This window comes from Gluconobacter aidae, from assembly GCF_009547075.1.
Taxonomy (GTDB): domain Bacteria; phylum Pseudomonadota; class Alphaproteobacteria; order Acetobacterales; family Acetobacteraceae; genus Gluconobacter; species Gluconobacter aidae.
This window is the reverse complement of the sequence record NZ_WIPH01000002.1, coordinates 95,947-121,798: the sequence shown is the minus strand read 5'-3', so window position 1 is coordinate 121,798 and position 25,852 is coordinate 95,947. Positions and strand designations below refer to the sequence as shown.

General features: G+C 62.7%; 23 protein-coding genes. 12 read left to right on the top strand and 11 right to left on the bottom strand.

All coding sequences use genetic code 11. From position 1 onward, the window contains the following. The first annotated feature begins 1 nt into the window (after nucleotide 1). Together GFJ39_RS01780 and rsmA are read left to right on the top strand one after the other, a co-directional pair. A complete protein-coding gene (locus tag GFJ39_RS01780; RefSeq protein ID WP_153429275.1) occupies nucleotides 2-1,375 on the top strand; it encodes a peptidylprolyl isomerase in 1,374 nt (457 codons plus the stop codon). Nucleotide 1,376: 1 nt separating this feature from the next. Next, nucleotides 1,377-2,195 (top strand): 16S rRNA (adenine(1518)-N(6)/adenine(1519)-N(6))-dimethyltransferase RsmA, encoded by an 819-nt coding sequence (rsmA, locus tag GFJ39_RS01775; protein WP_325062781.1) that lies wholly within the window; start codon nucleotides 1,377-1,379, stop codon nucleotides 2,193-2,195. Nucleotides 2,196-2,201: 6 nt separating this feature from the next. On the opposite strand, the gene GFJ39_RS01770 is transcribed toward rsmA, so the two are convergent. The 7 genes from GFJ39_RS01770 to dnaG form a co-directional block, all read right to left on the bottom strand. Then, on the bottom strand, nucleotides 2,202-3,422 hold the full coding sequence (locus GFJ39_RS01770) for an SAM-dependent methyltransferase (RefSeq protein WP_153429274.1): 1,221 nt from the start codon (nucleotides 3,420-3,422) through the stop codon (nucleotides 2,202-2,204). Between the two features lie 138 nt (nucleotides 3,423-3,560). Beyond that, on the bottom strand, nucleotides 3,561-4,151 hold the full coding sequence (gene rplI, locus GFJ39_RS01765) for a 50S ribosomal protein L9 (protein WP_011251890.1): 591 nt from the start codon (nucleotides 4,149-4,151) through the stop codon (nucleotides 3,561-3,563). A gap of 10 nt (nucleotides 4,152-4,161) precedes the next feature. Continuing rightward, entirely contained in the window at nucleotides 4,162-4,452 is a 291-nt protein-coding gene (rpsR, locus tag GFJ39_RS01760; protein WP_041110768.1) for a 30S ribosomal protein S18, read from the bottom strand. Nucleotides 4,453-4,457: 5 nt separating this feature from the next. Further along, complete coding sequence (gene rpsF, locus GFJ39_RS01755; RefSeq protein ID WP_041110770.1) at nucleotides 4,458-4,940, bottom strand: 30S ribosomal protein S6; 483 nt, start codon at nucleotides 4,938-4,940, stop codon at nucleotides 4,458-4,460. Between the two features lie 159 nt (nucleotides 4,941-5,099). Then, entirely contained in the window at nucleotides 5,100-5,675 is a 576-nt protein-coding gene (locus GFJ39_RS01750; protein WP_153429273.1) for a GNAT family N-acetyltransferase, read from the bottom strand. A gap of 23 nt (nucleotides 5,676-5,698) precedes the next feature. Beyond that, a complete protein-coding gene (gene rpoD / locus GFJ39_RS01745) occupies nucleotides 5,699-7,657 on the bottom strand; it encodes an RNA polymerase sigma factor RpoD (protein WP_153429272.1) in 1,959 nt (652 codons plus the stop codon). Between the two features lie 165 nt (nucleotides 7,658-7,822). Then, nucleotides 7,823-9,670 carry a DNA primase gene (gene dnaG / locus GFJ39_RS01740; protein ID WP_153429271.1) on the bottom strand — a complete coding sequence of 616 codons (1,848 nt, stop codon included), beginning with the start codon at nucleotides 9,668-9,670 and terminating at the stop codon, nucleotides 7,823-7,825. A 345-nt stretch (nucleotides 9,671-10,015) separates the two neighbouring features. Between dnaG and GFJ39_RS01735 the strand changes: the two genes are divergently transcribed. From GFJ39_RS01735 to GFJ39_RS01705, 7 genes are all read left to right on the top strand, one after another. Next, a complete protein-coding gene (locus GFJ39_RS01735; RefSeq protein ID WP_153429270.1) occupies nucleotides 10,016-11,242 on the top strand; it encodes an NAD(P) transhydrogenase subunit alpha in 1,227 nt (408 codons plus the stop codon). After that, complete coding sequence (locus GFJ39_RS01730) at nucleotides 11,239-11,574, top strand: NAD(P) transhydrogenase subunit alpha (protein ID WP_153429269.1); 336 nt, start codon at nucleotides 11,239-11,241, stop codon at nucleotides 11,572-11,574. The genes GFJ39_RS01735 and GFJ39_RS01730 overlap by 4 nt, the downstream gene beginning before the upstream one ends. Further along, complete coding sequence (locus GFJ39_RS01725) at nucleotides 11,571-12,992, top strand: NAD(P)(+) transhydrogenase (Re/Si-specific) subunit beta (RefSeq protein WP_153429268.1); 1,422 nt, start codon at nucleotides 11,571-11,573, stop codon at nucleotides 12,990-12,992. The genes GFJ39_RS01730 and GFJ39_RS01725 overlap by 4 nt, the downstream gene beginning before the upstream one ends. A gap of 24 nt (nucleotides 12,993-13,016) precedes the next feature. Next, complete coding sequence (gene adhP, locus GFJ39_RS01720; protein WP_153429267.1) at nucleotides 13,017-14,048, top strand: alcohol dehydrogenase AdhP; 1,032 nt, start codon at nucleotides 13,017-13,019, stop codon at nucleotides 14,046-14,048. A gap of 23 nt (nucleotides 14,049-14,071) precedes the next feature. Further along, on the top strand, nucleotides 14,072-15,055 hold the full coding sequence (locus GFJ39_RS01715) for a zinc-dependent alcohol dehydrogenase family protein (RefSeq protein ID WP_153429266.1): 984 nt from the start codon (nucleotides 14,072-14,074) through the stop codon (nucleotides 15,053-15,055). A 124-nt stretch (nucleotides 15,056-15,179) separates the two neighbouring features. Further along, the gene (locus GFJ39_RS01710) at nucleotides 15,180-16,559 is read left to right on the top strand and encodes a sensor histidine kinase (protein ID WP_153429265.1); all 1,380 of its coding nucleotides are present in this window, start codon (nucleotides 15,180-15,182) and stop codon (nucleotides 16,557-16,559) included. Nucleotides 16,560-16,637: 78 nt separating this feature from the next. Then, nucleotides 16,638-17,009, top strand: coding sequence for a hypothetical protein (locus tag GFJ39_RS01705; RefSeq protein WP_153429264.1), 372 nt, complete (start codon nucleotides 16,638-16,640; stop codon nucleotides 17,007-17,009). 61 nt (nucleotides 17,010-17,070) lie between these two features. On the opposite strand, the gene GFJ39_RS01700 is transcribed toward GFJ39_RS01705, so the two are convergent. The 3 genes from GFJ39_RS01700 to GFJ39_RS01690 all read right to left on the bottom strand — a co-directional run bounded on the left by GFJ39_RS01700 (nucleotide 17,071) and on the right by GFJ39_RS01690 (nucleotide 19,448). Continuing rightward, on the bottom strand, nucleotides 17,071-18,033 hold the full coding sequence (locus GFJ39_RS01700; protein ID WP_153429263.1) for a cation diffusion facilitator family transporter: 963 nt from the start codon (nucleotides 18,031-18,033) through the stop codon (nucleotides 17,071-17,073). Nucleotides 18,034-18,104: 71 nt separating this feature from the next. Beyond that, nucleotides 18,105-18,518 (bottom strand): nuclear transport factor 2 family protein, encoded by a 414-nt coding sequence (locus tag GFJ39_RS01695; RefSeq protein ID WP_153429262.1) that lies wholly within the window; start codon nucleotides 18,516-18,518, stop codon nucleotides 18,105-18,107. A 9-nt stretch (nucleotides 18,519-18,527) separates the two neighbouring features. Further along, nucleotides 18,528-19,448 (bottom strand): NAD(P)-dependent oxidoreductase, encoded by a 921-nt coding sequence (locus tag GFJ39_RS01690; RefSeq protein ID WP_228391735.1) that lies wholly within the window; start codon nucleotides 19,446-19,448, stop codon nucleotides 18,528-18,530. 72 nt (nucleotides 19,449-19,520) lie between these two features. On the opposite strand from GFJ39_RS01690, the gene GFJ39_RS01685 reads away from it, so the two are divergent. Beyond that, nucleotides 19,521-20,318: an AraC family transcriptional regulator gene (locus GFJ39_RS01685; RefSeq protein WP_228391734.1), complete on the top strand. Its 798-nt coding sequence runs from the start codon at nucleotides 19,521-19,523 to the stop codon at nucleotides 20,316-20,318. A 63-nt stretch (nucleotides 20,319-20,381) separates the two neighbouring features. Here the strand turns inward: GFJ39_RS01685 and GFJ39_RS01680 are convergent, their stop codons facing one another. Continuing rightward, nucleotides 20,382-20,837 carry a GatB/YqeY domain-containing protein gene (locus GFJ39_RS01680; RefSeq protein ID WP_041110791.1) on the bottom strand — a complete coding sequence of 152 codons (456 nt, stop codon included), beginning with the start codon at nucleotides 20,835-20,837 and terminating at the stop codon, nucleotides 20,382-20,384. A gap of 261 nt (nucleotides 20,838-21,098) precedes the next feature. Here GFJ39_RS01680 and carA point away from each other — a divergent pair, with 261 nt between their 5' ends. Together carA and carB are read left to right on the top strand one after the other, a co-directional pair. Next, entirely contained in the window at nucleotides 21,099-22,487 is a 1,389-nt protein-coding gene (carA, locus tag GFJ39_RS01675; RefSeq protein ID WP_153429260.1) for a glutamine-hydrolyzing carbamoyl-phosphate synthase small subunit, read from the top strand. Between the two features lie 3 nt (nucleotides 22,488-22,490). Further along, nucleotides 22,491-25,745, top strand: a complete 3,255-nt coding sequence (carB, locus tag GFJ39_RS01670) for a carbamoyl-phosphate synthase large subunit (protein WP_153429259.1) — start codon at nucleotides 22,491-22,493, stop codon at nucleotides 25,743-25,745. Nucleotides 25,746-25,852 lie beyond the last annotated feature (107 nt).

Here is a 25,852-nt window from a genome sequence, read left to right as displayed (position 1 = left end):
CATGTCCAAGACCTCCTGCATCGCCTCTACGGCCCTGGCTGCCCTTCTCGCCTTCTCGGCAGCCCTCCCCGCCACAGCCGCCCCGCATCACAAGGCGGACCCGAAAGCGACTTCGAAAACTGCGGCAACCAAGGAGGACGCTCCTCCGGCCAAACCGCCCGAGGACCAGATTCTGGCCGTCATCAACGGACAGGTCCTCACCCAGCGTGACGTGGACAACCGCGCAAAGCTCTTCGTGCTCTCGACCGGCCTGCCCATCAGCCCCGAGATCATGAACCGCATGCGCGGCCAGATCATCCACCAGTTGATCGACGAGCGCCTCAAAACACAGGAAATCCTCAAGCGTCACATCAATGTGGAGCCGGATCAGATCGCGGGCGCCATCGCCAATATCGAACAGCGCAATGGCATGCCCAAAAACGCCCTGCGCAACCGCCTGGCCTCGGATGGCGTCTCCCTGACGACTCTGATCGACCAGATTCGTGTGCAGATCGGCTGGATGCAGGTCCTGCGTGAAAAGCTGGGCGAGGAAGGCCGGATCACCGCAACCCAGATCAGCCAGCGCGAGCAGGCCCTTCAGGCCGAGCAGGGGCGCCCCCAGTATTTCATGAGCGAGATCTTCGTCCCCGTCGCCGATCCGCGCCATGACGAAGCCGAACTCGCCTTCACCAAGACCATCATTTCCCAGCTTCGCGAAGGTGCTCCCTTCCCGATCGTGGCCGCCCAGTTCTCACAGGCCCAGTCCGCCCTCGACGGCGGCTCCATGGGCTGGGTGCAGGAAGACAACCTCGATCCGCAGGTCGTCAACATCGTCCGCCAGATGCCGATCGGTGCCATTTCCAACCCGATCCAGGTCGCGGGCGGCTTCGTGATCGCCACCGTTCAGTCAAAGCGCGTGGTCGGCAAGCAGATGGGCACCCAGCTCGACCTGCGACAGGCCTTCTTCCCGTTCGATGCTCCCCTGAACCCACAGAACCCGACCGAACAGCAGCGTGCCGCCCTGCAGAAGGCCACAACAGCCGTCCAGACGGTCCATAGCTGTGACGCCATGGAAGCGCTCAACAAATCCCTTGGGGAAAAGCGTCCCAGCAATCCGGGCTCGCAGATCCTCGAGCGCCTGATGCCCCAGATGAAGGCCGTTCTCGAATCACTCCCCCCCAACAAGGTCAGCCGCCCCCTGGTCTCGATGGACGGTATTGCCCTGCTCATGGTCTGCAACCGCCAGCAGAAAAACCTGGCCCAGCAGAGCCCGAGCGAGATTGCCGATCAGCTTATGAACGAGCGTGTCGAGCAGGCTTCCCGCCAGCTTCAGCGCGACCTTCAGCGCCGCGCGATCATCGAGATGCGTCCCGCCGCCAAGACGGCCTTCAACTGACGTGTCCCTTCCCTCACTGCGTGACACCATCCAGGCCCATGGTCTGGATGCGAAAAAATCCCTGGGCCAGCACTTCCTTCTCGATCCGGGCATCTGCGCCCGGATCGCGGCTCTGGGCGACGATCTGACAGGGCGCAGCGTCGTCGAAATCGGCCCCGGCCCCGGCGGCCTGACCCGCGCCCTGCTGGATACCCCAGCCAGCCGCGTCGACGTCGTAGAAATCGATGAACGCGCGTGGCCCCTGCTGGACGAACTGGCCACTTACTACCCGAACCGCCTGCACGTCGTCCGTCAGGATGCCCTGAAGCTGGATGCCGCGAGTCTGGCCCCCGCTCCGCGCCAGATCATTGCAAATCTGCCCTATAACGTCGCCACGCCCCTGCTCGTGGGCTGGCTGCGTCAGGCGGCGCAGTGGGAACGGCTGTCGCTGATGTTCCAGCTTGAAGTCGCGGAACGCATCTGCGCCGCGCCAGGAAGCTCGGCTTACGGACGCCTCGCCGTGCTCTCGCAATGGTGCGCCTCGTGCTCGGTTGCCCTGCGCATCCCGCCGGCCGCGTTCTCACCGCCACCCAAGGTCCATTCCGCAGTGGCCGTCATCATCCCCCATGCCGAACAGCCCGCTCCGCAACTGTTCCGCGCCATGGAGCAGGTCACGGCTGCCGCCTTCGGCCAACGCCGCAAGATGCTGCGCTCTTCGCTGAAATCCATCGGCGGCGAGCGTCTGCTGGAACAGGCTGAAATCGAGCCGACCCGCCGGGCTGAAACGCTGTCGGTCGCCGAATTCGCGCGGCTGGCGGAACTGAATCTCGCCAGCCGCTGAGGCTTCTTACGACGTCGCGCTTTCCCGTTCACGCTCGAACATGTAGTCGCGCGTGAACGGCACGGCGTCGATCGACCGGGTCAGCTGAAGCTGGAAGTTCATGTGCCCCTGCACGCGGAACGCCAGTTCGGCTCCCGTGAGATAGAACTCGAACATTCTGACAAACCGCTCGTCATAAAGCGATTGGATCTTGTCACGATTGGCATCGAAACGCTTGCGCCATTCCGCCAGCGTACGCGCGTAATGAAGGCGCAGAACCTCGCAGTCCGTCATCCACAGCCCCGACCGCTCAATCGCCGCCAGCGTCTCGCTCAGCGCGGGTGAATATCCACCGGGGAAAATGTATTTCTGGATCCAGGGATTGGTGCTCCCCGGCCCGTCCATGCGTCCGATGGAATGAATCAGCGCCACGCCATCCGGCTTGAGGCAGGCTTTGAGCTGCCTGAAAAACGCCTCGAACTGTGGCGGGCCCACATGCTCGAACATGCCCACCGAGACAATCCGGTCGAACTGCTGTTGCAGATTGCGGTAGTCGATCAGCTCGAAGCGTACCTGCGCCTCAAGCCCCTCGTCCTTCGCGCGCTTCCGCGCCACCTCGAGCTGTTCGCGTGACAGCGTGATACCAAGGACCTTCGCGCCATAATCCTTCGCCAGCGTCAGCGCCATGCCGCCCCAGCCACAGCCGATATCAAGCACCTCGAGCCCCGGACGATCCAGATTGAGCTTGGACGCAATATGCCGCTTCTTGGCGATCTGCGCCTCTTCCAGCGTCATGTCCTCGCGCGCGAAATAGGCACAGGAATACTGCCGGTCCTTGTCCAGGAACAGATCGTACAGCGTACCGTTCAGATCATAGTGATGCGCGACATTGCTGCGGGATTTCTTGAGCGAATTGAGCGTCTTCCAAGCCCGCGTCACATAGCGCAGACGATCCTCGATCTCTTCGAAGACATGCCCATGCCCGTTGATGTTCTCCATCAGGACCGTCAGCAGCGTCTCGAGCGTACAGCCATCGGGCACGATGCTGCCCGCCATGTATTCCTCACCGAATGACAGACCGGAATTGATAATCAGGGCCCGCTCCGCCTGTTTGTTGAGCAGATGAAGTCCGGCTTCCAGTCCCGGCTTGCGGCCACGATAGGTATGCACAGTCCCGTCACTGAACGTGACCCGCAGGCTTCCTGTCTGGATGAACTTCCTCAAGACAAAATCCAGAATCCGTTTCATTCCGATCTCCTGTTTCCAATACCGGGAAAAAGCCCGAACAGGTCTGAAGTTGTACTCCTCCGGAAGAACAGACACAAAAAAACCCGGCAGGGGATAGTCCCGGCCGGGTTTTTCAGGACAAGGTCCTCGGTAAAAGCCTTACGCTTCTTCCGATGCCTCGGCGGCTTCGGCAGCAGCCTCTTCGGCGGCATTCTCAGCCTGCAGTTCGCCAAGGATGTTCTCATCCTCGTCCTGCACGCCGATGGCTTCGCCACGAGCCTGACGCTCTGCTTCTTCAGCGGAACGGGCAACATTGACCGTCAGCGGAATGGACACTTCCGGATGCAGCACGATGCGTGCTTCCGTCAGGCCAAGCTGCTTGATCGGATGTGCCAGAACAACCTGCTGACGCGAGATCGTCAGACCGGCTTCCGTGGCGGCAGCCGCGATGTCACGGGTGCTGACGGAGCCGTACAGGCTTCCGCTGTCACCAGCCTGACGGATGATGACGACGGACAGCTCGTGCATGCGCTCGGCAAGACGCTCGGCCTCTTCACGCTTCTTGAGGTTCTGGGCCTCAAGCTGGGCGCGCTCGGTCTCGAAACGCTTCTTGTTGGCAGCCGTGGCGCGCATGGCCTTGGCCTGGGGCAGCAGGAAGTTACGGGCATAACCCGGCTTCACGTGCACCAGGTCGCCCATCTGGCCGAGATGCTCGACCCGCTGCAGCAGGATCAGTGCGGTCTGGGACATGATGCTCTCCTCAGTTCACGACGTAGGGGAGCAGGGCGAGGAAACGGGCGCGCTTGATCGCCTGTGCCAGCTCACGCTGCTTCTTGGCCGAAACGGCCGTGATGCGGCTCGGCACGATCTTGCCGCGCTCCGAAAGGAAGCGGCTCAGCAGACGCACGTCCTTGTAGTCGATCTTCGGCGCGTTGGGACCGGAGAACGGGCAGGACTTGCGACGACGGTAGAACGGACGACGTGCGCCAACTGCCGTGCGACGGGCAGCCGGGTTCACTTCGTTGACGTCGGGAGTGATGGTCTCGGACATGTTTCTTACTCCGCTCCGGCCGTCTCACGAGCATCGTCCTGCTCGCCACGTGCACGATATTCCTCACGGTCTTCGCTGCTGCGACGGGGACCGCCACGACCGCTCTCGAAACGACCGGCCGGCTTGGAGCCGCCACGGAAGTTGCCGCGATCGCCACGATCGTCGCTCTTGCGAGCCAGAACCGGAGAGGGGTTCTCGTCGATCTCGTCGACGCGGAGCGTGAGAACGCGCAGCACGTCTTCGTTCAGGCCCAGCTGACGCTCCAGCTCGCGCAGCGTGTCGGGGGTGCAGTCAAGGCCCAGCAGGACGTAATGGCCCTTGCGGTTCTTCTTGATGCGGTATGCGAGCGAACGCAGGCCCCAGAACTCGCGCTTCTGGATGGAACCGCCGTTGTCCTTGAGCAGGGTTTCGATGGTCTCGACCAGGGTTTCCACCTGAGCCTGCGACACATCATTACGTGCGATGAGCACGCTTTCATACAATGGCATGAATACTCCCTTCGGATGAGGTCAACCCGCGACTGGCTCCGGCCCATGCCGGAAACAGGGCCCATGTTTCAGGGCACGGGTATAGCCGGTGCGATGCCACATCGCCCGGCAGGGAAAGGCGGCATTAATCACGCGCGACGCCCAAAAGCAAGCCCTGTCTCAGAGTCGCTTCAGCTTTTCCGGGACATATCTGTTCGGAACGTCCCAGATTTCAGAAGCGACATCCCGCACCGAAAACCCGGCCCGACGATAATTGGGCAGCGCATGCGGATGATCGAGCGTGCAGGTATTGACCCTCAGGCGCCAGCTTCCCGCATCGAAAGCGCGTGCAACGGCATGATCAAGTACGAGACGGCCCAGCCCGCGACCCATCACTTCTGACAGCAGACCAAAATAGGCAAGATTCGCATCCCCACCCTGTCTCAGATCAAGTTCATAAAACCCGGCAGGATGACCGGACACGTCGTGCAGCACCATGAAATGAACGGCAGGATCATGCAGGATGGCCGCCAGATCCGTATCGGGCATCGAACGTCGCATCCACCAGCAGTAATCCCGTCCAACCGCTGCATAAAGCTCGCGATAAAGCGGGAGTGCCTCGCTCCCCGTCACGCGGGTCAGGGAAAATCCGTCTGGCAGGACCGGAGACACACAGGATCTGCGGGTCTCCAGAAAAGTGACATCCACCGCCAGACGGGTGAAGGCCCCTTTCGGCCTGAGCCAGCCAGACAGCATCGCCCCGGTCCCGTGCCCGACGATCAGTTGTCGTCGAGGAAAGAGCGCAGCTTGCGCGAACGGCTCGGGTGCTTGAGCTTGCGCAGCGCCTTCGCCTCGATCTGACGGATACGCTCACGGGTCACGTTGAACTGCTGGCCCACTTCCTCAAGGGTATGGTCCGTGTTCATGCCGATGCCAAAGCGCATCCGCAGCACGCGCTCTTCACGCGGCGTCAGCGACGCCAGAACGCGCGTCGTGGCTTCACGCAGGTTCGTCTGGATGGCAGCATCCAGCGGAATGACGGCCGTCTTGTCTTCGATGAAATCACCGAGATGGCTGTCTTCCTCGTCACCGATCGGCGTTTCGAGAGAAATCGGCTCCTTGGCGATCTTCAGGACCTTGCGGACCTTCTCCAGCGGCATGCCAAGCTTCTCGGCCAGCTCTTCCGGAGCCGGCTCACGCCCGATCTCATGCAGCATCTGACGCGATGTGCGAACGAGCTTGTTGATCGTCTCGATCATATGGACCGGAATACGGATCGTCTTGGCCTGATCCGCGATGGAACGCGTGATCGCCTGACGGATCCACCAGGTCGCATAGGTCGAGAACTTGTAACCACGACGGTACTCGAACTTGTCCACGGCCTTCATCAGACCGATATTGCCCTCCTGGATCAGATCCAGAAACTGAAGGCCACGGTTCGTGTACTTCTTGGCGATCGAAATCACCAGACGCAGATTCGCCTCGATCATTTCCTTCTTTGCGCGGGTAGAATCCCGCTCGCCACGGGAAATGGTCGCGTAGACCCGGCGAAATTCCCCAACCGGCAGACCCGTCTCATGCGACAGTGCCGCAATCTCGCCCCGCAGGTTGCGAAGCTGGTCCATATGCCGGGTCGTCAGGTTCTTCCACCCCTTGCCCGGCAGCGCGGAAATGCTGTCCAGCCACGTCGGATCCAGTTCGCGGCTGCGATACTTGATCAGAAAGTCGTCACGCGAAATCTTGCAGTTCTCGGCCAGACGCATCATCCGGCCTTCAACGCCGTTCAGCTTCTGGACCTGCATCTTGATCTGCGCAACCAGCTCTTCAATCCGGTTGTTATGCAGATGCACCTGCTCCACGAGACTGACCAGCTCGTGACGCAGCTTCTCGTAGGTCTGTTCGGACTTGTCGGAATGGTCCTCACCACCCGTCAGAGCCTCGATGCGCTTGATCTGAAGCCTGCGCAGCTTGTGATACAGCGGCTCGATGGCTTCGAAACGCGCCAGGATTTCAGGCTTCAGCTTCTCTTCCAGAGCCGACAGCGACAGGCCGCTGCCTTCCTGCTGGTCGCCTTCGCCCTCTTCGTTCTCGTCCTCGGCAGAGTCGTCCTCTTCGGACGCCTCGTCACTTTCCTCGCCCTCAACTGCCTCGGGGTCCGGACCACCGCCCTGACTGGCCTCGAGATCCACGATATCGCGGAGCAGCATTTCGCCGTCCTTAAGACGTTCATGCCAGGAGATAATGGCGCGAATCGTCAGTGGGCTCTCACACAGGCCGCCGATCATCTCGTCACGGCCAGCCTCGATCCGCTTGGCGATCGCAATCTCGCCCTCACGCGACAGCAGTTCGACAGACCCCATCTCGCGCAGATACATGCGGACCGGATCATCCGTGCGGCTGGCGGCCTCGGCATCGACATTGCCGCCCTGAGGGCCCTCGGCTTCCTCGCCGTCACTTTCGGCTTCCTTTTCCGCGGGGGCCTCGGCTTCGTCCTGATCCTCGTTCTCGATGACCTGAATGCCCATTTCGGACAATGCCGCCATAACGTCCTCGATCTGCTCGGAAGACATCTGGTCCTGCGGCAGGACAGCGTTCAGTTCGTCAAAGGTGATATGTCCGCGTTCACGCCCTTTGGCGATCAGCCGCTTGACGGCAGCGGACTGCGTATCGAGGAGAGTGGTGTCCCCCTCCTGTTCCTGCGCGTTCCGATCCGTTCCAGAGGCTGTTTTCGTCGCCATTCGTCTCTCCGTCCACTCCGCCGCGAGTTAGCAATCCGGCAGCGTGCAGGTGGTCGATCCTGCGCCCGAAGTCAAGATTGGCACCCCAAAGAATGCAACCTTTCGGGAATAAAATTCATTCCGCCATCATTTCTTCCGCTATGGCGGAGCAGTCTCCGCCACCCCTTACTCTCCGACTCTCTCTCCGCTTTTCAGGGCATCGCGAACCCGCAGACGGGTCATGAGTGCATTGGGAAAGCGCAGCCCGCTCTGCCCGTTCTCATCCACGAAAGGCTCCATATCCCCTTCAATAACGGCCCTGGTCACGTCCTCCTCCAGGGTCCGCTCGAAGGTCTGAAAATTGACCAGGGCATAAAAATGCCACCAGCTTTCAATGACATCCACCTTCAGGATATCGTCCTTGACCTTCCCGTCCCCCACGCTGCGCGGCAACGGCCCGCCTTTCACTCTTCCCGCCAGATCCGCCAGCCCATGCTCCTCCAGCCAGGACATGCAGCTCTCTTCCGTCAGGCCATCTCGCTCCTCTTCCTGACAGGACCAGTCCAGCAGCGCCGAGCGCAGACGGTCCAGTTCAGGCGGCAGATGCAGACCGCTATACGCCTGTTCCACATCCGGAAGGATATCGGGATGGTGAAGCAGCATCGCCGTCATGATGTTAAGCCGCTCCAGATTTCCCGACTCCACATCGCGCATTGCCCCGGGGGCCTGCGTGGAGAGCGGCAGACTCTCGCCCCCCTTGCGCTGGAAGGTTTTCTTCCGCCGGAAGCGCGCAAAGAACATGTCCAGCAGCGTACTGCGATATTCCGATCCCAGCGCCTTGTCCGGAATGAGCCGCGACAGCGCCACCAGCTTTTCGCGCAAGGCCGCCCGCTGATCCGGCCCCGGATCCACCAGCCCCGCCGTCAGCAGCCCGAACAGTTCCTCCGCCATCGACGTCGCGCCGGAGAGGGCCTCCTGCATGGCCCGCGGTCCGCGGCTGCGGATCAGGCTGTCCGGGTCATCCTTCGGGTCCAGCCGGCAGAAGCGGATCGTCCGCTCGGGCGACAGCAGCGGCAGCGAAACCTCACAGACCCGCAGAGCCGCCCGCGCACCCGCCGCATCACCGTCGAGACACAGGATCGGTGACGGAGACATGCGCCACAGCAGTTCAAGCTGCTCCTCGCCCATCGCCGTGCCCAGAGGAGCAACGGCCCCGCCGAACCCCGCCTGATCCATGGCGATGACGTCCATATAGCCCTCGACCACCACGAGATCCGCCCCGCGATGCACGGCCTCCCGCGCCAGGTCGAGATTGAACAGCGTCCGCCGCTTGGAGAACAGGGCCGTCTCCGGGCCATTGAGATATTTGGGCTGCCCGTCTCCGAGCGTCCGGGCGCCAAAGGACATCATGCGCCCCCGCCGGTCCCGGATCGGGAACGTCACGCGATTGAAGAACAGCTCTCCTTTCGGAGCGCCCTGCTCATCCACGCGCATGACCCCGGCGCGGATCAGCATCTCGACCGTCACACCATGCGGTCGCAGTTCGTCAAGCAGTTGCCGCCCATCGCCGGACCAGCCCAGACCGAACCGCTCGATCGTCTCTTCCGTCAGCCCCCGTCCCCGCAGATAGGCCAGCCCCTCGCGCCCTTCCGGCCGATACAGCCGCCGCCGATAGCTCTCCTGCACGAGATTGAGCACATCCCCGAGCGACTGCGCCTCCCGGGCACGGGCTTCCGTCCGCGGGTCGGCTTTCGGAACCTCGAGTCCCGCCTCAGACGCAAGCTGCTCGACGGCTTCAGGGAAGCTGCGCCCCTCGCTCTGCATCACATAGCTGATGGCATCGCCATGCACGCCGCAGCCGAAGCAGTGGAAATGGTCGTCGTAAATGTAGAAGGACGGCGTTTTCTCGCCATGGAACGGACAGCAGGTTTTCCAGTTCCGACCGGACCTCACCAGCTTGTTACGCCGCCCGATCAGCGACGGCAGCGGCGTCCGGTTCCGCAGTTCGTCGAGAAAAGCAGCATCAATTGCCATGGGCAGGAAGAGCCTTTCATGCGGGTTGGGGAAACTGGTTTCCACGCAGGAACCAGATAAGCCCCTCTCTACAGGAACTTTTTTGCCAGCGTCCATAACGACACGAGGCCATCCAGAAAATCCCGGGAAACTGACCGATCGGTCAGTGCTGTCACATAATCATAATGACCGATCGGTCATTTCGAATAATTGCCATGCAGATATAATTTCTCCCTTTTGATATCCATCAATGGTTTCCACCCCGAAGAAGCGTCATGGTGGCGCTGAACGGGGCGCGGGTTCTCTTTGCTCAGCCTGCCCTTCGGCGACAGCCCGCGCCCGACGACAGACACAGGATCGCAGCCAATGACTGTCAAGATTTCAGTCCTGAAAGAACGCGACGAAGGCGGGGAACGCCGCGTTGCCCTCATTCCTCAGGTCGCCGAGAAACTGGCCCCGCTGGGGATCACCTTCGCCATGGAGACGGGCGCAGGCGTCGCATCGTCCTACCCCGACAGCGCCTACAAGGACGTCACCTTCTCGCCGGATCGCAACGCCCTTATCGCCGATGCCGACATCGTCCTCGCCGTCCAGCCGCCGACGCTGGAAACGGTGAAGGCCATGAAGCCCGGCGCCATCCTCATTGCCTTCATCTACGGCCGCAACAATCCAGATCTGGTGAAGGCCCTGCGGGACGGGAAGATCACCTGTTTCGCCATGGAACTGGTGCCCCGCATTTCCCGCGCACAGGCCATGGACGCGCTGTCCAGTCAGGCCACACTGGCAGGCTACTACGCCGTCTTGATGGGCGCGGTGCATATGCCCAAGATCCTGCCCATGATGACCACGGCCGTCGGCTCCCTGCGCGCCGCACAGGTTCTGGTCATGGGCCTTGGCGTCGCGGGGCTTCAGGCTCTGGCCACCGCCAAACGCCTGGGCGCCGTGACCGAAGGCTATGACGTCCGCCCTGAAACCCGGGAAGAGGCGCAGTCGCTGGGCGCGAAATTCGTTGATACCGGCGTCGATGCCACCGGTCAGGGCGGCTATGCCCGCGAACTGACGGATGACGAGAAGCAGAAGGTCCGCAAGGCGCTCAGCGACCATATCGCCCGCTCCGACCTGATCGTCACGACGGCCGCCGTGCCTGGCAAGCGCGCGCCCCGCCTGATCGACGCCGAACAGATCAAGGCCATGAAGCCCGGCGCGGTCATCATCGATCTCGGCGCGGAAGGCGGCGGCAACTGCGAAGGCACGCAGGCCGGGCAGACCGTTCAGGTCGGCCCCACGACCATTGTGGGTCCGATCAACGTCCCGTCCATGCTCGCCGAACAGGCCAGCGAACTCTACTCCAAGAACATCATGCACCTGCTCCAGCAGATCATCACCAGGGACAAGGGACTTGCGCCGGACTTCACGGACGAGGTCATCTCCGGCACCGCGCTGACGCATAACGGCTACATCACGAATGACGGCATCCGCACCGCCGTCGATCCGAATTCGCCAGCCCCGCCCGCGCCGCCCCCTGCTCCCGCCGCATCGCCCTCGCCCACAACTCCCGCCGCAAACGACGCGGGCAAGGAGACCGCAAAATGATCACCGCAATGACGTTTGTCATCGCCCTGTACATCTTCATGCTCGCGGCTTTCACGGGCTATGAGGTCATCAGCCGCGTCCCCTCCATCCTGCACACGCCCCTCATGTCCGGCTCGAACTTCGTGCACGGCATCGTGGTCGTCGGCGCTCTCGGCGCTCTGTTCAACGCGTCCTCCGTTCTGGAGCAGGTCGTCGGCTTTCTGGGCGTCATGCTCGGCGCCGGCAACGTGGTCGGCGGCTATGTCGTGACTGACCGGATGCTGGCCATGTTCAAACCCAGCACAAAACCCGCAGCATCGGCTTCCGCTCCGACACAGGGAGCCAAATCATGATCCTGCTCGCCTATATCGTGGCCCTCAGCGGCCTGGTCGCTTCCGGCCTGCTGGTCTACGGTCTCAAGCGCATGTCCTCCCCTGTCACGGCCGTCTCGGGCATTGTGACCGCAGGCTGGGGTATGCTGTTCGTCGTCGCAGCCAGCTTCCTGCAGATCTTCAGCGTTTCTGACGCAGCCCAACCCCATATCGTCGTGAACGTCATCCTCGCCGTACTCGCCCTGCTGATCGGTGGCGGCTGGGCCGGCTGGAAAGGGCGCAGCGTCGCCATGACGGCCATGCCGCAGATGGTCGCCCTCTTCAACGGCATGGGCGGTGGCGCGGCGGCAGCCGTATCCGTCATCGCCCTCACCGGCCCGAAAGACACCGGCGTCGGTCAGCTTCTCGTCACCGTCGCCGGTGGCCTGATCGGCAGCATGTCGCTCTCCGGCTCACTGATCGCCTGGGCCAAGCTCGATGGCCGCATGAACAAGCCGATCCGCTTCGGTGGACAGCGCATCGTCAACGCCGCCGTCTTCATGCTGACGATCCTGCTCGGCGTCATGGCCGTCGCCCAGTACCATCAGCCCGGCGGTGGCCTGTTCGCCCTGCTGTTCTTTATCGGTGCCCTGCTCTGCGGCATCTGCATGACCGTTCCCATCGGCGGTGCCGACATGCCGGTCGTGATCTCGCTGTACAACGCCTTCACGGGCCTTGCCGTGGGTCTTGAAGGCTATGTCATGGCCGATCCGGCCCTGATGATCGCCGGCATGGTCGTGGGTTCCGCCGGTACACTGCTGACGGTCATGATGGCCAAGGGCATGAACCGCTCCATCACCAACGTCCTGTTCAGCAATTTCGGTGAAGCCACCAAAGCTGCTGCCACGGGCCCGCAGAAAGAAGCCAAATCCGTCAGCCCCAGCGATGCCGCGACCACGATGCGCTATGCGTCCACGGTCATCATCGTGCCGGGCTACGGCCTCGCCGTCGCACAGGCCCAGGGCAAGCTCTACGAGTTCGTCAAACTGCTTCAGGCCGCGGGCGTGGACGTGAAATTCGCGATCCACCCGGTCGCCGGACGCATGCCGGGCCACATGAACGTGCTGCTCGCCGAAGCGGGCGTGCCGTACGACATGATCTACGACATGGACGACATCAACGACAGCTTCGCCGACACCGACGTCGCCCTCGTCATCGGCGCGAACGACGTGGTGAACCCCTCCGCCCGGACGGACAAGTCCTCCCCGATCTACGGCATGCCGATCCTGAATGCCGACAAGGCCCGTCAGGTCTTCGTCATCAAGCGCGGCATGGGCATGGGCTATTCCGCCGTCCAGAACCCGCTGTTCTTCCAGGACAACTGCGCCATGGTCTTTGGCGATGCGCAGGCCGTGCTTTCCAAGATGGTGGAGGCCGTCAAGGGCCTCTCCGCCTCGTAACTTCCGCCAGAAGGAGCCTTTCCCATGGCTGATACAATGCTCGCCGCCGTCGTCCGTGAATTCGGCAAGCCGCTCTCCATTGAGCGGCTGCCCATCCCGGACATCAAGCCCAACCAGATCCTCGTGAAGGTCGATACCTGCGGCGTCTGCCATACCGACCTGCATGCCGCCCGCGGGGACTGGCCGTCCAAACCCAACCCGCCGTTCATTCCCGGCCATGAAGGTGTGGGCCATATCGTCGCCGTCGGCAGTCAGGTCGGCGATTTCGTCAAGACCGGCGATGTCGTGGGTGTGCCCTGGCTCTACTCCGCCTGCGGCCACTGCGAACACTGTCTGGGCGGCTGGGAAACGCTCTGCGAAAAGCAGGAAGACACCGGCTACACCGTCAATGGCTGCTTCGCCGAATATGTCGTGGCAGACCCCAACTACGTCGCGCACCTGCCCGCGACCATAGACCCGCTTCAGGCCTCTCCCGTCCTGTGCGCGGGGCTGACAGTCTATAAGGGCCTGAAAATGACTGAGGCCCGACCCGGCCAGTGGGTCGCAGTCTCGGGCGTTGGCGGCCTCGGCCAGATGGCCGTGCAGTATGCCGTCGCCATGGGCATGAATGTCGTCGCCGTGGACATCGATGACGAAAAACTCGCCACGGCCAAAAAGCTCGGCGCCTCCCTGACCGTCAACGCCAAGGACACCGATCCTGCAAAGTTCATCCAGCAGCAGATCGGCGGCGCACATGGCGCGCTCGTCACCGCTGTGGGACGGACGGCGTTTTCACAGGCCATGGGCTATGCCCGGCGCGGCGGCACCATCGTCCTGAACGGATTGCCGCCCGGCGATTTCCCGGTCTCGATCTTCGACATGGTCATGAATGGTACCACCATCCGTGGCTCCATTGTCGGCACGCGGCTGGACATGATCGAAGCCATGGATTTCTTCGCCCGCGGCAAGGTCAAATCCGTCGTCACCCCCGGCAAGCTCGAAAACATCAACACGATCTTCGACGATCTGCAGAATGGTCGCCTCGAAGGCCGTACGGTGCTCGACTTCCGGTCCTGAAAACAGCCCAAGGAGAACACGCCATGTTCGCCATGCAGCTCAAAGCCCATCATACGCCACTGGAATGGGTCGAACTCCCCGATCCCGAACCCGGCCCCGATGAAATCCGCATCCGGATCGGTGCCTGCGGCGTGTGCCGGACAGACCTGCATGTCGTGGACGGCGAACTCCCCCACGCCACCCTCCCGATCATCCCCGGCCACGAGATCGTCGGCCGGATCGACAGGCTCGGCAGCAATGTCACCGGTCTGTCGGTTGGCGAGAGGGTGGGCGTGCCCTGGCTCGGGCATACCTGTGGGCATTGCTATTACTGCACGCACGGGATGGAAAATCTCTGCGACCATCCTCTCTTCACCGGCTTCACCCGCAATGGCGGCTACGCGACAATGACGGTCGCCGATGCGCGTTACGCCTTCCCGATGGGCGACAAGGGAGAAGACAAGGATCTGGCACCTCTGCTCTGCGCCGGGCTGATCGGCTGGCGCTGCCTGAACAAGGCGGGGGACGGAAAGAAAATCGGGCTCTACGGCTTTGGTGCGGCGGCCCACATCATCACGCAGGTCCTGCGCTGGCAGGGCCGCGACGTTTACGCCTTCACGTCTCCCGGCGATACGCAGAAACAGGATTTCGCCCGCTCTCTCGGCGCCGTCTGGGCCGGCGGCTCGGACGAACTCCCGCCCGAACCACTGGACGCCGTCATCCTGTTTGCCCCCGTCGGCGCCCTGCTCCCTGCGGGCCTGAAAGCCATCCGCAAGGGCGGGAAAGTCGTGTGCGGCGGCATCCACATGAGCGAAATCCCGGCCTTTTCCTACGACACATTGTGGGAAGAGCGCGAAATCGTCTCCGTCGCCAACCTGACCCGTCAGGACGGTCTGGAGTTCCTGAAAATCGCCCCGGAAGTCGGCATCAGGGTGACGAACACGCCCTATGCCCTCAAGGACGCCAATCAGGCCCTCGATGACCTCCGGCACGGCCGTTTCGACGGCGCCGCCGTATTGCTGCCCTGATCCGCGCCAAAATCAGGTTTCGGAAAGATGAATTTTCGGGATAAACATCTCAAAGCGCGACAGAAAGTATCGCGCATGGATCCTGAAGCCATCGCAATGCTGCGCGCTACCGTCAGAAAGAGATATGGGACAGACACAGACCGCCCCACCCGACATTTCCTGTCCCGCCTTCGACCTCCTGCCTGACCTGATCTGCATGGAGCCTGTCAGCAACACAGGCACCATGCACTTCAACACGGCCTGGAGGCAGCAGGCCGACGCGCTTGGCATGCCCCTGCCTTTTTCAGAGTGGCTGCCAGCCCTCGTTCCCGCCGATCAGGCGGAAATCACCCGCCTCCTCCGCGACATCACACCATCAGACCGCTTCCGGAGCACAAGCTTCCGCATCCTCAATCCTGACGGTCACACCCGCTGGTTCCTCCTGCGCCTCGTTCAGTGCCCGGCCACCAACGACGGGGAGGCAGTCCGCCTCCTCATCCTGACCGACATCCATGAGCAGAAACGTCACGAGGAAGCCCTTCTTCAGAAGGCCGCCATCCGCGACCGGATGCTCAATGCCAGCGTGGACTGCATCAAGGAAATCGCGAAAGACGGCACGCTGGTTCACATGAACACCGCGGGCTGCGAGGCCCTCGGTGTGGACAGCATCTCAGGCTTCGGCATGCGCTGGCTTGACCTGCTCCCTCCGGAAGCACATCTTCCCGGCGACGCAGCCCTGAAGGATGCCGCCGAAGGACAGAACGCCCGCTTCATGGGCATCAGCCAGCTTGCCGGTCAGCCCGTCCGGCACTGGGACAACATGCTGACCCCGCTCCTGAACCCCGATCAGAGCGTCGAAACCATTCTCTGCGTCTCGCGCGACGTGACGATCCAGCGCGAGCACGAACAGCGGATCGCCCTGCTGCTCAACGAGCTGAGCCATCGCTCCAAGAACATGCTCGCCATCTTCCAGGCGCTGATCCGACGCACCGTCCCCGACCCCACGGCGCCCTTCGTCAAGGTTCTGGAAGAGCGCATCACCTCCATCGCCCGCAGTCAGGACCTTCTGATCCACGGCGAATGGACGGGCGCCACGGTCCACGATGTCGTCACATCCCAGACCGCGGTGGCGGGCGATTTCCCACCCACACGCCTGCGGATCGAAGGCGATCCGGAGCTTCAGTTCGTCCCCGACACCGCCGACCGCATCGGCCTGGCCATCTATGAACTGACCACCAACGCCATCAAATACGGCGCCCTGTCGAACGACACCGGAACCGTAACCGTCAGTTGGGGTCTGTGCGACGAAGAGGACAAACCCGTCTTCCGGATGTGCTGGAAAGAGACCGGCGGCCCCGCCGTCGCCAGACCCGAACGTCGCGGCTTCGGTTCGGTCGTCATCGAACACAATCCCCGCTCGATCCCCGGCGCCAGCAGTTCCTGCCGCCACGAACCGGACGGGACCATCTGGACCTTCAGCGCGCCGGCCGAAAACGTGGTGCGCTGTTCCACCCAGTTGTTCTGAACGCAGGGTTGAGGCATGCTGGCAACCGTATCTCTGCTGCCGGCCATCCCGACAGCTTTGGAAAAACAGGAAGCACTCATGAAAAAGTACCTGATGCTTGCCGCCGCAGCCGGTCTGCTGGCAACGTCGATCACGACGGCCGAGGCAGAACCGGGTGGCTGCCTCAAATACGGCGCTGCCGGCGCCGTTGGTGGACATGTCGCCAACCATCACGGCGTCCTGGGCGCCATGGGTGGCTGCGTGACCGGCATGTATGTCCGTCACCGTTACCGCAAGGAAGCCCGCGCGAAGGCCGCCCTGTATGACAAGGAGCATCCGGGCGCGAAGGGCACCTACATCGAGAAGGCCACCGCCTACGATGTCGAACACTCCACCACGCCGGGCCAGATGAACAGCACGACCCAGCCGGGAACTCCGGCACAAGGCACGCCGGCCACACAACCGCAGTAAAGCCCTGCCAGTCTCTCACGACTGACACTGTCGGGCTCCCGAAAGGGGGCCCGATCGGCATTCAGGAAGGCTGCGCGGCAATATCCGGAGCACTGTCGCGCTGGTCCTGCGCCTCGACATACATCCGCAGCACCGACGGATACCGCGCCCGCGTTAACCGCTCCAGCGCCGAAACCCCCTGCTCCACCTGCCCGGCCGTCAGCGTATCGTCCCAGTCCAGCGACAGCAGGACTATAATACTCCCCGGCCCCCGCGTCTCGGTCACGACTTCGTTGACCCCGACCACACCTGGCAGCTTCGCCGCCTGGGCCCGCACGAACGCATCGATTTCGGGGCTGCTCTCCCCGACCAGCAGAGAGCGCGTCTCGTTCGTCAGCAGCATCGCGACAATCACCAGAACCACCCCGATCAGCAGCGACGCCACGCCATCGAGCACATGCCAGCCCGTCACAACGGACAGCACGGTGAAGACCAGCGCGATCGTCAGACTGACCAGCGCCGCCCCATCCTCGAACAGCACGACAAACAGCCCCGGATCGGTACTGCGGCGGATCATGGTCCACAGGGAACCTTTCCCGGACGGCAGGGATTTCATGGCCGCCAGAAATCCGTAGCCTTCCATACTGCCCGAAATCCCGAGAATGGCGACATTCAGCCACCAGCCCGGAAAGACATGCCCCAGCACATGGACCTGATCCATCGCCGCCGGATGCCGGACCTTCTCCCAGCCTTCATGCAGGGAGGCGACCCCACCGCCGATGAACAGCGCGCCCGCCACCACCAGCGTCCAGAAATAAAGCTCCCGGTGATGCCCCAGCGGATGCTCCTTCGTTGCCGGAGCCGCCGCACGCTTCATGCCCACCAGCAGCAGAATCTGGTTGCCGCAGTCGACAAAGGAATGAACCGTCTCCGCCAGCATCGCGGCCGAACCGGTCAGCAGAGCCGCCACACCCTTCACGCAGGCAATCGCAAGATTGACCCCCAGCGCAATGAAAACGACCTTCGTTGAACCACCTGCCGACATCCTGACCTCATCCGCAAAACAGGATTTCAGAGTGAGGACCCCGCCGCCGCGCTGTCAAACCCTGCCCCACCCTATTGCAGGCTTCCCAGCGCATCGTCACTGTCATGGCCCTGCTGGACACGTGTCAGTTCATCCACAAGACAGAGCCGTCCGTCACGGAACCGGTAAAACGCAACCACCCGGATCACGCTCCGCACTCCGGAAGGGCGGGTCGCAGAAGCCAGATGAACCGTCGCCGCCCGATCCGCCTCACAGACCAGATGCAGGATCTCGATTTCCAGAGATGAAAGCCCCTCCCGCAGGGCCAGCGCATGGGCGCGGAAATCCGCCAGCGTCATCTCCCGCCCATCCACAAGCTGCCGATAATCCGGCGTCATGAATGCCGTCAGCACATCCAGATCGGACCCGAAATCCGTAAACACGGCGAACATGTCCCGGATGATCTTTTCCGGCGCATGATCGGCCGTCCCAGTCTTTCCTGACATGCCCGACACCTATTTCAGCCCGCTGTCCTGCCGCGCCCGCTCCAGCAGCACGACAAAATCCCGCTCGGCGTCCCCGGCACTGATCGCGCTCAGCAACCGGTCCCGCACCACCGAGGCATAAGGCAGCGGCACGGCATGCTCACCTCCGGCCTTGAGGAACGTCTCCATGTCCTTGAGCCCCAGCGTTACCGGCGTACCCGGATGGCCGTACTCATGATCGACCATCAGCTTCCCGTAATTCCTGTGAACCGGCGCGTTGTAAAAACTGCCCGTCATGATCTCGAAAATCTTATGCGGATCCGTCCCGGCCTTTTCATTCAGCGCGAAAACTTCCGCCATCTGCTCGATCGTCGAATAGATCATGAAGTTCAGCGACAGCTTGGCCAGATTGGCCTGAACCGGGTCCGGCCCCACTTCGAAAATCTTCGATCCGAAACATTCCAGCAAAGGCCGCAGACGCTTCAGCGCCTCCTCCTCACCCGCCGTCACAACAAACAACTCACCCGCCTTCGCGGCTGGCGGACGTCCCAGCACATTGGCACTGACATAGACCTGCCCATGCTCCGCATGCCCGTCCCGCAAACGGCGCGCCTGCTCCAGGGACAGCGTACTGCTGCATGCATGAATACCCCCCGGCGCCAGAGCCTTGGCAATTCCGTGCTCTCCGAAAACAGCCTCTTCCGTGCTTGCATCATCGAACAACATGGAAAACACGACCTCCACCTGTCGCGCCACATCCGCAGGCGTTTCAGCAAAAACAGCCCCCTGCGCCACCAGATCATCCGCCTTCGCGCGCGTCCTGTTGGTCACGACAAGCTCATGCCCTCCCTTGAGAAGACGCTCCGCCATCGCATGTCCCATGGCCCCGAGGCCCACAAAGCCGACTTTCATGTTCCTGATCTCCCGCTGAACACTCCGTTCAGGTTTCAAACCCTTTCGGACACCACAGTTCTAGCGAAAGTCATTTTGGTGTTCTCACGCTCTCAGGCCATAGTTCGACTCATGTGCGCCAATTCCTTCATGACCCCCGCCGCCGCAGACCGTCCAGATGCCGGAACGCCATGGCTTCTCGGCGGCCACATGAAGCAGAACACGCGCCGGATCGCCCAACGACACGCCCATGCACGCGGCCAGATCTTCGGTATTGAGCGCGGCGTCATGGCCATCCGCACCGAGCACGCCTACTGGCTGATCGGCCCCGGCCAGTGCCTCTGGCTCCCGCCTCACATTCCGCACGAAGCCCGCTCCCACGGAGCCGTCGCAGGCTGGAGCCTGTATGTCAGCGCAACAAAATGCTCCGAACTCCCAGACAAACCCTTTCTCGCTGGCAGAACACGTCTGCTCACCGCTCTGGCAGACCGCCTCTCCCACGACGCCGACGAAACACGATGGGACGCGCCTATCAGCCGCCTCGCAGAATGCTTCTGGCACGAATTCCTCACAGCCCCGCGCGTCTCCGTGTCCCTGCCTTTCCCGAAAAGCGAGAAACTCTACCGCGTCGCCAACACCCTGAGCCACAACCCCGCAGACCTACGGGACCAGAAAGACTGGGCCGAACTGGCCGCCATGTCGCTCCGCTCTTTTGTCCGCCATTTCACGCTTGAAACGGGACTGCCATTCTCGGTCTGGCGACAGCGCCTGCGCATCCTGAACGCACAGGAAAAACTGGCCCGTGGCGAGAGCGTAGCCACCGTGGCACTGGATGTCGGCTATGAAAGCCTCGGCGCCTTCGCCACGGCCTTCCACAAAAACACAGGCTACCGGCCCAGCGATTACGCCAGACTCTGCCGGACACCCTGAAAACAAAAAAAGCCGCCCCCGAAGGAGCGGCTTTTTCGTCACACGATACGACTGATCGACGGATCAGGCCGAAAGATGCGCCTTCACCAGCGCACTGGCCTTCGCCGGATCCAGATCCGCGCCGAAACGCTCCTTCAGCGCGGCCATGACCTTGCCCATGTCCTTCATGCCGGCCGCTTCCGTCTTCTTCACGGCGTCTTCAATCCCGGCCTTCAGCGTGGCTTCATCCAGCTCCGGCGGCAGGTAGGACTTGATCGTCGCAATCTCCCCCTCTTCCTTTTCCGCCAGCTCCGGACGGCCACCCTCACGATACATCGTGGCGGATTCCGTACGAGACTTGATCATGGAGCGCAGGGCGGAAATGATGTCCGTGTCCGTCACCTCGGCGCTCTTGGCGCGGGCGGCAACGTCCAGATCCTTGATCTTGGCCGTGATCCCGCGGATCTGGGCCACCGTCTCGGACTGACCGGCCTTCATGGCTGTCTTGAGGTCGTCCATGATCTGCTTGCGAAGCGACATCGCCGTTCTCCTTCATCGGACAGCCCGCAGGAAACTCCCTCGGCGAGCCGTCCCTCATTCCTTGAATGGCGGCAAAATCGCACAAAAGCCGGTTTGCAACAATCCGGCAGCCCGTGTGGCCGCAAAACAAGCCATTCGGAAAAAACTTCCCACCCCTCTCGATAATGCAAAACAGGCAGTGGGAAAAAACTTCCCATTCCGTTTCCGATCCCTTATTCAGAGGCCCCAGAAGTACATCCGGCAGCCAGCAACGGGGCGACCATGGACATCGACAGAATCATCGAAAAAGCCGGAGGCGCGGACGAAATCGCCGCTCTTGCCGGCGTCGGACTCGAGGCCGTCCGCAAATGGCGCCAGTCCCGCATGGTCCCGACCAAGCACTGGCCAGCCCTGCTGCGCGTGCCGGGAATCGCCCTGCAGGATCTGACAGCAGACCTCACCACGACTGAAACCCAGCAAGAACAAGAAAGAGAGACGGACGTGTCCAATCCCTGCCCTCCCGGCGCCAACGCCGCCCTTGTCCTTGCCGATGGGACGGTCCTGTGGGGCCGTGGCTTCGGTGCCCATACGGAAGGCGCCGTCGGAGAGCTCTGCTTCTCCACCGGCATGACCGGCTATCAGGAAACCCTGACCGACCCGTCTTTCGCCGGGCAGATCGTAACCTTCACCTTCCCGCATATCGGCAATGTCGGCACCAACGCCGATGACAACGAGGCCCCGAAAATGGCCGCCCTCGGTGCCGTCGTGAAGGAAGACATCACCGCCCCGGCAAGCTGGCGCTCCCACGAGCCCTTCGCCGCATGGCTCCGCGATCATGGCCGTGCCGGCATCAGCGGCATCGACACCCGCGCCATCACCCGCACCCTGCGCGACAACGGCCCCCAGACCGCCATCCTCGCCTTCCCGGAAAACGGCCGTATCGACACGGACAGCCTGCTGAACCGTGCGCGCCAGTGGCCCGGCCTCGAAGGGATGGACCTCGCCAAGGAAGTGACACGCCCCAGGCGCGTCTGGACTCAAGGCGTGTGGCACTCCACAAAGCCCGTGCGCGAAAACCGCCGCCGCGTGGTCGCCATGGATTACGGCGCCAAGGACAACATCCTGCGCTGCCTCGTGACCGCCGGCTGTGACGTCACCGTCCTGCCCGCCACGGCCACGGCCGAAGAGATTCTGGAACTCAAGCCCGAAGGCGTGTTCCTCTCCAACGGCCCCGGCGATCCGGCCGCGACAGGCACCTATGCCGTTCCCGCCATCCGCACGGTGCTCGACGCGAACGTGCCCGTCTTCGGCATCTGCCTCGGCCATCAGTTGCTGGCACAGGCGCTGGGCGGCAGGACCTACAAGCTGGAGCGCGGCCATCGCGGCGCAAACCAGCCGGTCAAGGACGTCGAAACCGGCCGCGTGGAAATCACCAGCCAGAACCACGGCTTCGCAGTGGACGAAAAATCCCTGCCCACCGACGTGAAAGTGACGCATGTGAGCCTGTTCGACGGCTCTAACGAAGGCATCGCGTCCACCACGAAGGACGCCTTCTCCGTCCAGTACCATCCCGAGGCGAGCCCTGGCCCGTCCGACAGTTTCTATCTTTTCGAGCGTTTCGTCGCGGTCATGGACCGTCGCGCCGCCAACAGCACGAACGCAGGAGCCTGAGCCATGCCAAAACGGACAGACATCTCGTCCATCCTGATCATCGGCGCCGGCCCGATCGTCATCGGACAGGCCTGCGAATTCGACTATTCCGGCGCACAGGCCTGCAAGGCCCTGCGTGAGGAAGGCTATCGCGTCATCCTGATCAACTCGAACCCCGCCACCATCATGACCGACCCCGGCCTGGCGGATGCGACCTATATCGAGCCGATCACCCCGGAATTCGTCGAGCGCATCATCCTCAAGGAAAAGCCCGACGCCGTCCTGCCGACAATGGGTGGCCAGACAGCCCTGAACGCCGCCATGGCGCTCGACAAATCCGGCTTCCTCAAGAAGCACGGCGTGGAACTGATCGGCGCGGACGCGGAAGTCATCGACCGCGCGGAAGACCGCCAGAAGTTCCGCGAAGCCATGGACGAGATCGGGATCGAAAGCCCCCGCAGCACCATCGCTCACACACTGGAAGAAGCCCGCGCAGCACTGGCCGATGTCGGCCTGCCCGCCATCATCCGCCCGTCCTTCACCATGGGCGGCGCGGGTGGCGGCATTGCCTATAACCGTGAAGAGTTCGACCAGATCGTCACGGGCGGCCTCGATGCCTCGCCGACGACCGAAGTCCTGATCGAAGAGTCCGTTCTCGGCTGGAAAGAATACGAGATGGAAGTGGTCCGCGACACCGCGGATAACTGCATCATCATCTGCTCCATCGAGAACATCGACCCGATGGGCGTCCATACCGGTGACTCCATCACCGTCGCCCCCGCGCTCACGCTGACCGACAAGGAATACCAGCGCATGCGGGACGCCTCGATCGCGTGCCTGCGCAAGATCGGCGTCGAAACCGGTGGCTCCAACGTGCAGTTCGGCGTCAACCCGAAGGACGGCCGTCTGGTCGTCATCGAGATGAACCCGCGCGTCTCCCGTTCCTCCGCACTGGCCTCGAAAGCCACCGGTTTCCCGATCGCCAAGATCGCCGCCAAGCTGGCCGTCGGCTACACGCTGGACGAACTCAAGAACGACATCACCAAAACGACCCCAGCCTCCTTCGAGCCGACAATCGACTATGTCGTCGCCAAGATCCCCCGCTTCACGTTCGAGAAGTTCCCCGGCTCCCCGGCCCTGCTCTCGACGTCCATGAAGTCGGTCGGTGAAGCCATGTCAGTCGGCCGCTCCTTCGCCGAAGCCATCCAGAAGGGCCTGCGCTCAATGGAAACGGGCCTCACCGGTCTCGACCCGGTCGAAGCCCCCGGCGACGGTTCGCACAACGCCTATCTCGCCGCTCTCGCCGAACCGCGTCCCGAGCGCATCCTGATGGCCGCACAGGCCCTGCGCGCCGGGCTGTCGGTCGAGCAGATCAACGAAGCCTGCAAGTTCGAGCCGTGGTTCCTGCGCCAGCTCGAAGACATCGTGACGTCCGAGCGCGAGATCGAAAAGAACGGCCTGCCGAAGGACGCCTACAATCTGCGCCGCCTCAAGGCCCAGGGCTTCTCCGACGCCCAGCTCGCTCGCCTTTCCGGCCAGAGCGTCACGGATGTCGCAGAACTGCGTGAAAAACTGGCTGTCACGCCGGTCTATCGCCGGATCGACACCTGCGCCGCCGAATTCGCTTCCGACACGCCCTATCTGTACTCCACCTATGAAGGCGGGTTCGGCACGCCGGACTGCGAAAGCCGCCCGACGAACCGCGACAAGATCATCATCCTCGGGGGTGGCCCGAACCGGATCGGTCAGGGCATCGAGTTCGACTATTGCTGCGTCCACGCCGCCTACGCCCTGCGCGAAGCCGGTTTCGAGACGGTCATGGTCAACTGCAACCCCGAGACGGTCTCCACCGACTACGACACCTCGGACCGCCTGTATTTCGAGCCCCTGACTGCCGAGGACGTGATCGCCCTGATCCGCACCGAAGCCAAGGGCGGCAAGGTTCTGGGCTGCATCGTGCAGTATGGCGGCCAGACCCCGCTCAAGCTGTCCCGCGCTCTTGAAGAGGCCGGCATCCCGCTGCTCGGCACACCGGCCGATGCGATCGATCGCGCCGAAGACCGCGAGCGCTTCCAGGCCATGCTCCGCAAGCTCGGCCTGCGCCAGCCCCGCAACGGCATCGCCCGCAGCCCGGCGGAAGCCGAAAAGATCGCCGAGGAAGTCGGCTATCCGGTTGTCGCCCGTCCGTCCTACGTTCTGGGCGGCCGTGCGATGGAAATCGTCTATGACAAGCCCGGCCTCAAACGCTACCTCAACGAGGTTCTGCGCGCCGCAGGTCCGGAAGTCTCGACCGGCCCTGTCCTGCTCGACCACTACCTCAACGATGCCATCGAAGCGGACGTGGACTGCATCTGCGACGGCGAGAATGTCTATGTCGCAGGCGTCATGGAACACATCGAGGAAGCCGGTATCCATTCCGGTGACTCCGCCTGCTCCCTGCCGCCCTATACGCTCTCCCCGGCACTGGTGACGGAACTGCGCTCGCAGACCGAAGCCATGGCGCGCGAACTGGGCATCCGCGGCCTGATGAACGTCCAGTACGCCATCAAGGATCAGGAAGTCTTCGTTCTCGAAGTGAACCCCCGCGCATCCCGGACCGTACCGTTCGTTGCCAAGGCCACGGGCGTTCCGGTTGCGAAGATCGGCGCGCGCGTCATGGCAGGCGCGAAGCTCACCGAGTTCAAGCTCGATGGCGGTGCGGTGTCTCCGCATGTCGCGGTCAAGGAAGCCGTGTTCCCGTTCCATCGCTTTGCCAATGCCGACACGATCCTCGGCCCGGAAATGCGCTCCACGGGTGAAGTCATGGGGCTGGATTCTAGCTTCGAACGCGCCTTTGCCAAGTCGCAGCTTGCCGCTGGCGTCACACTGCCGCTTGCGGGCACGGTCTTCCTGTCCGTTCGTGACAGCGACAAGGCGCACGTCCAGCCTCTCGCCCGCAAGCTGGTCGCCATGGGCTTCACCATCCTCGCCACCAGCGGCACGGCGTCCCGTCTGGAAGCCGCCGACATTCCCGTAAAGCGCGTGAACAAGGTGATGCAGGGCCGTCCGAACTGCGTGGATTCCATCCGCTCGGGCGATGTGCAGATGGTTATCAACACCTCACAGGGCGGTCAGGCCGCACAGGACAGCTACGAAATCCGTCGCAGCGCCCTGACCATGGGCGTCCCGCATTACACCACGATCGCTGGCGCCCGTGCCGCAACCTATGCCATCGCGGTCCTGAAGGAAGACAATCTGGGCGTCGCCCCGCTCCAGTCCTACTTCAAGGGTAAGTTCTGACCCTATCGACACCCTTCCGGTCCGGTTGTTCCACAAGGGGATCACAGCCTTTCCGGAAGGGATCATCGGACCTGTCGCGCAAAGGAGGGAGCGGATAGTCTGGACGT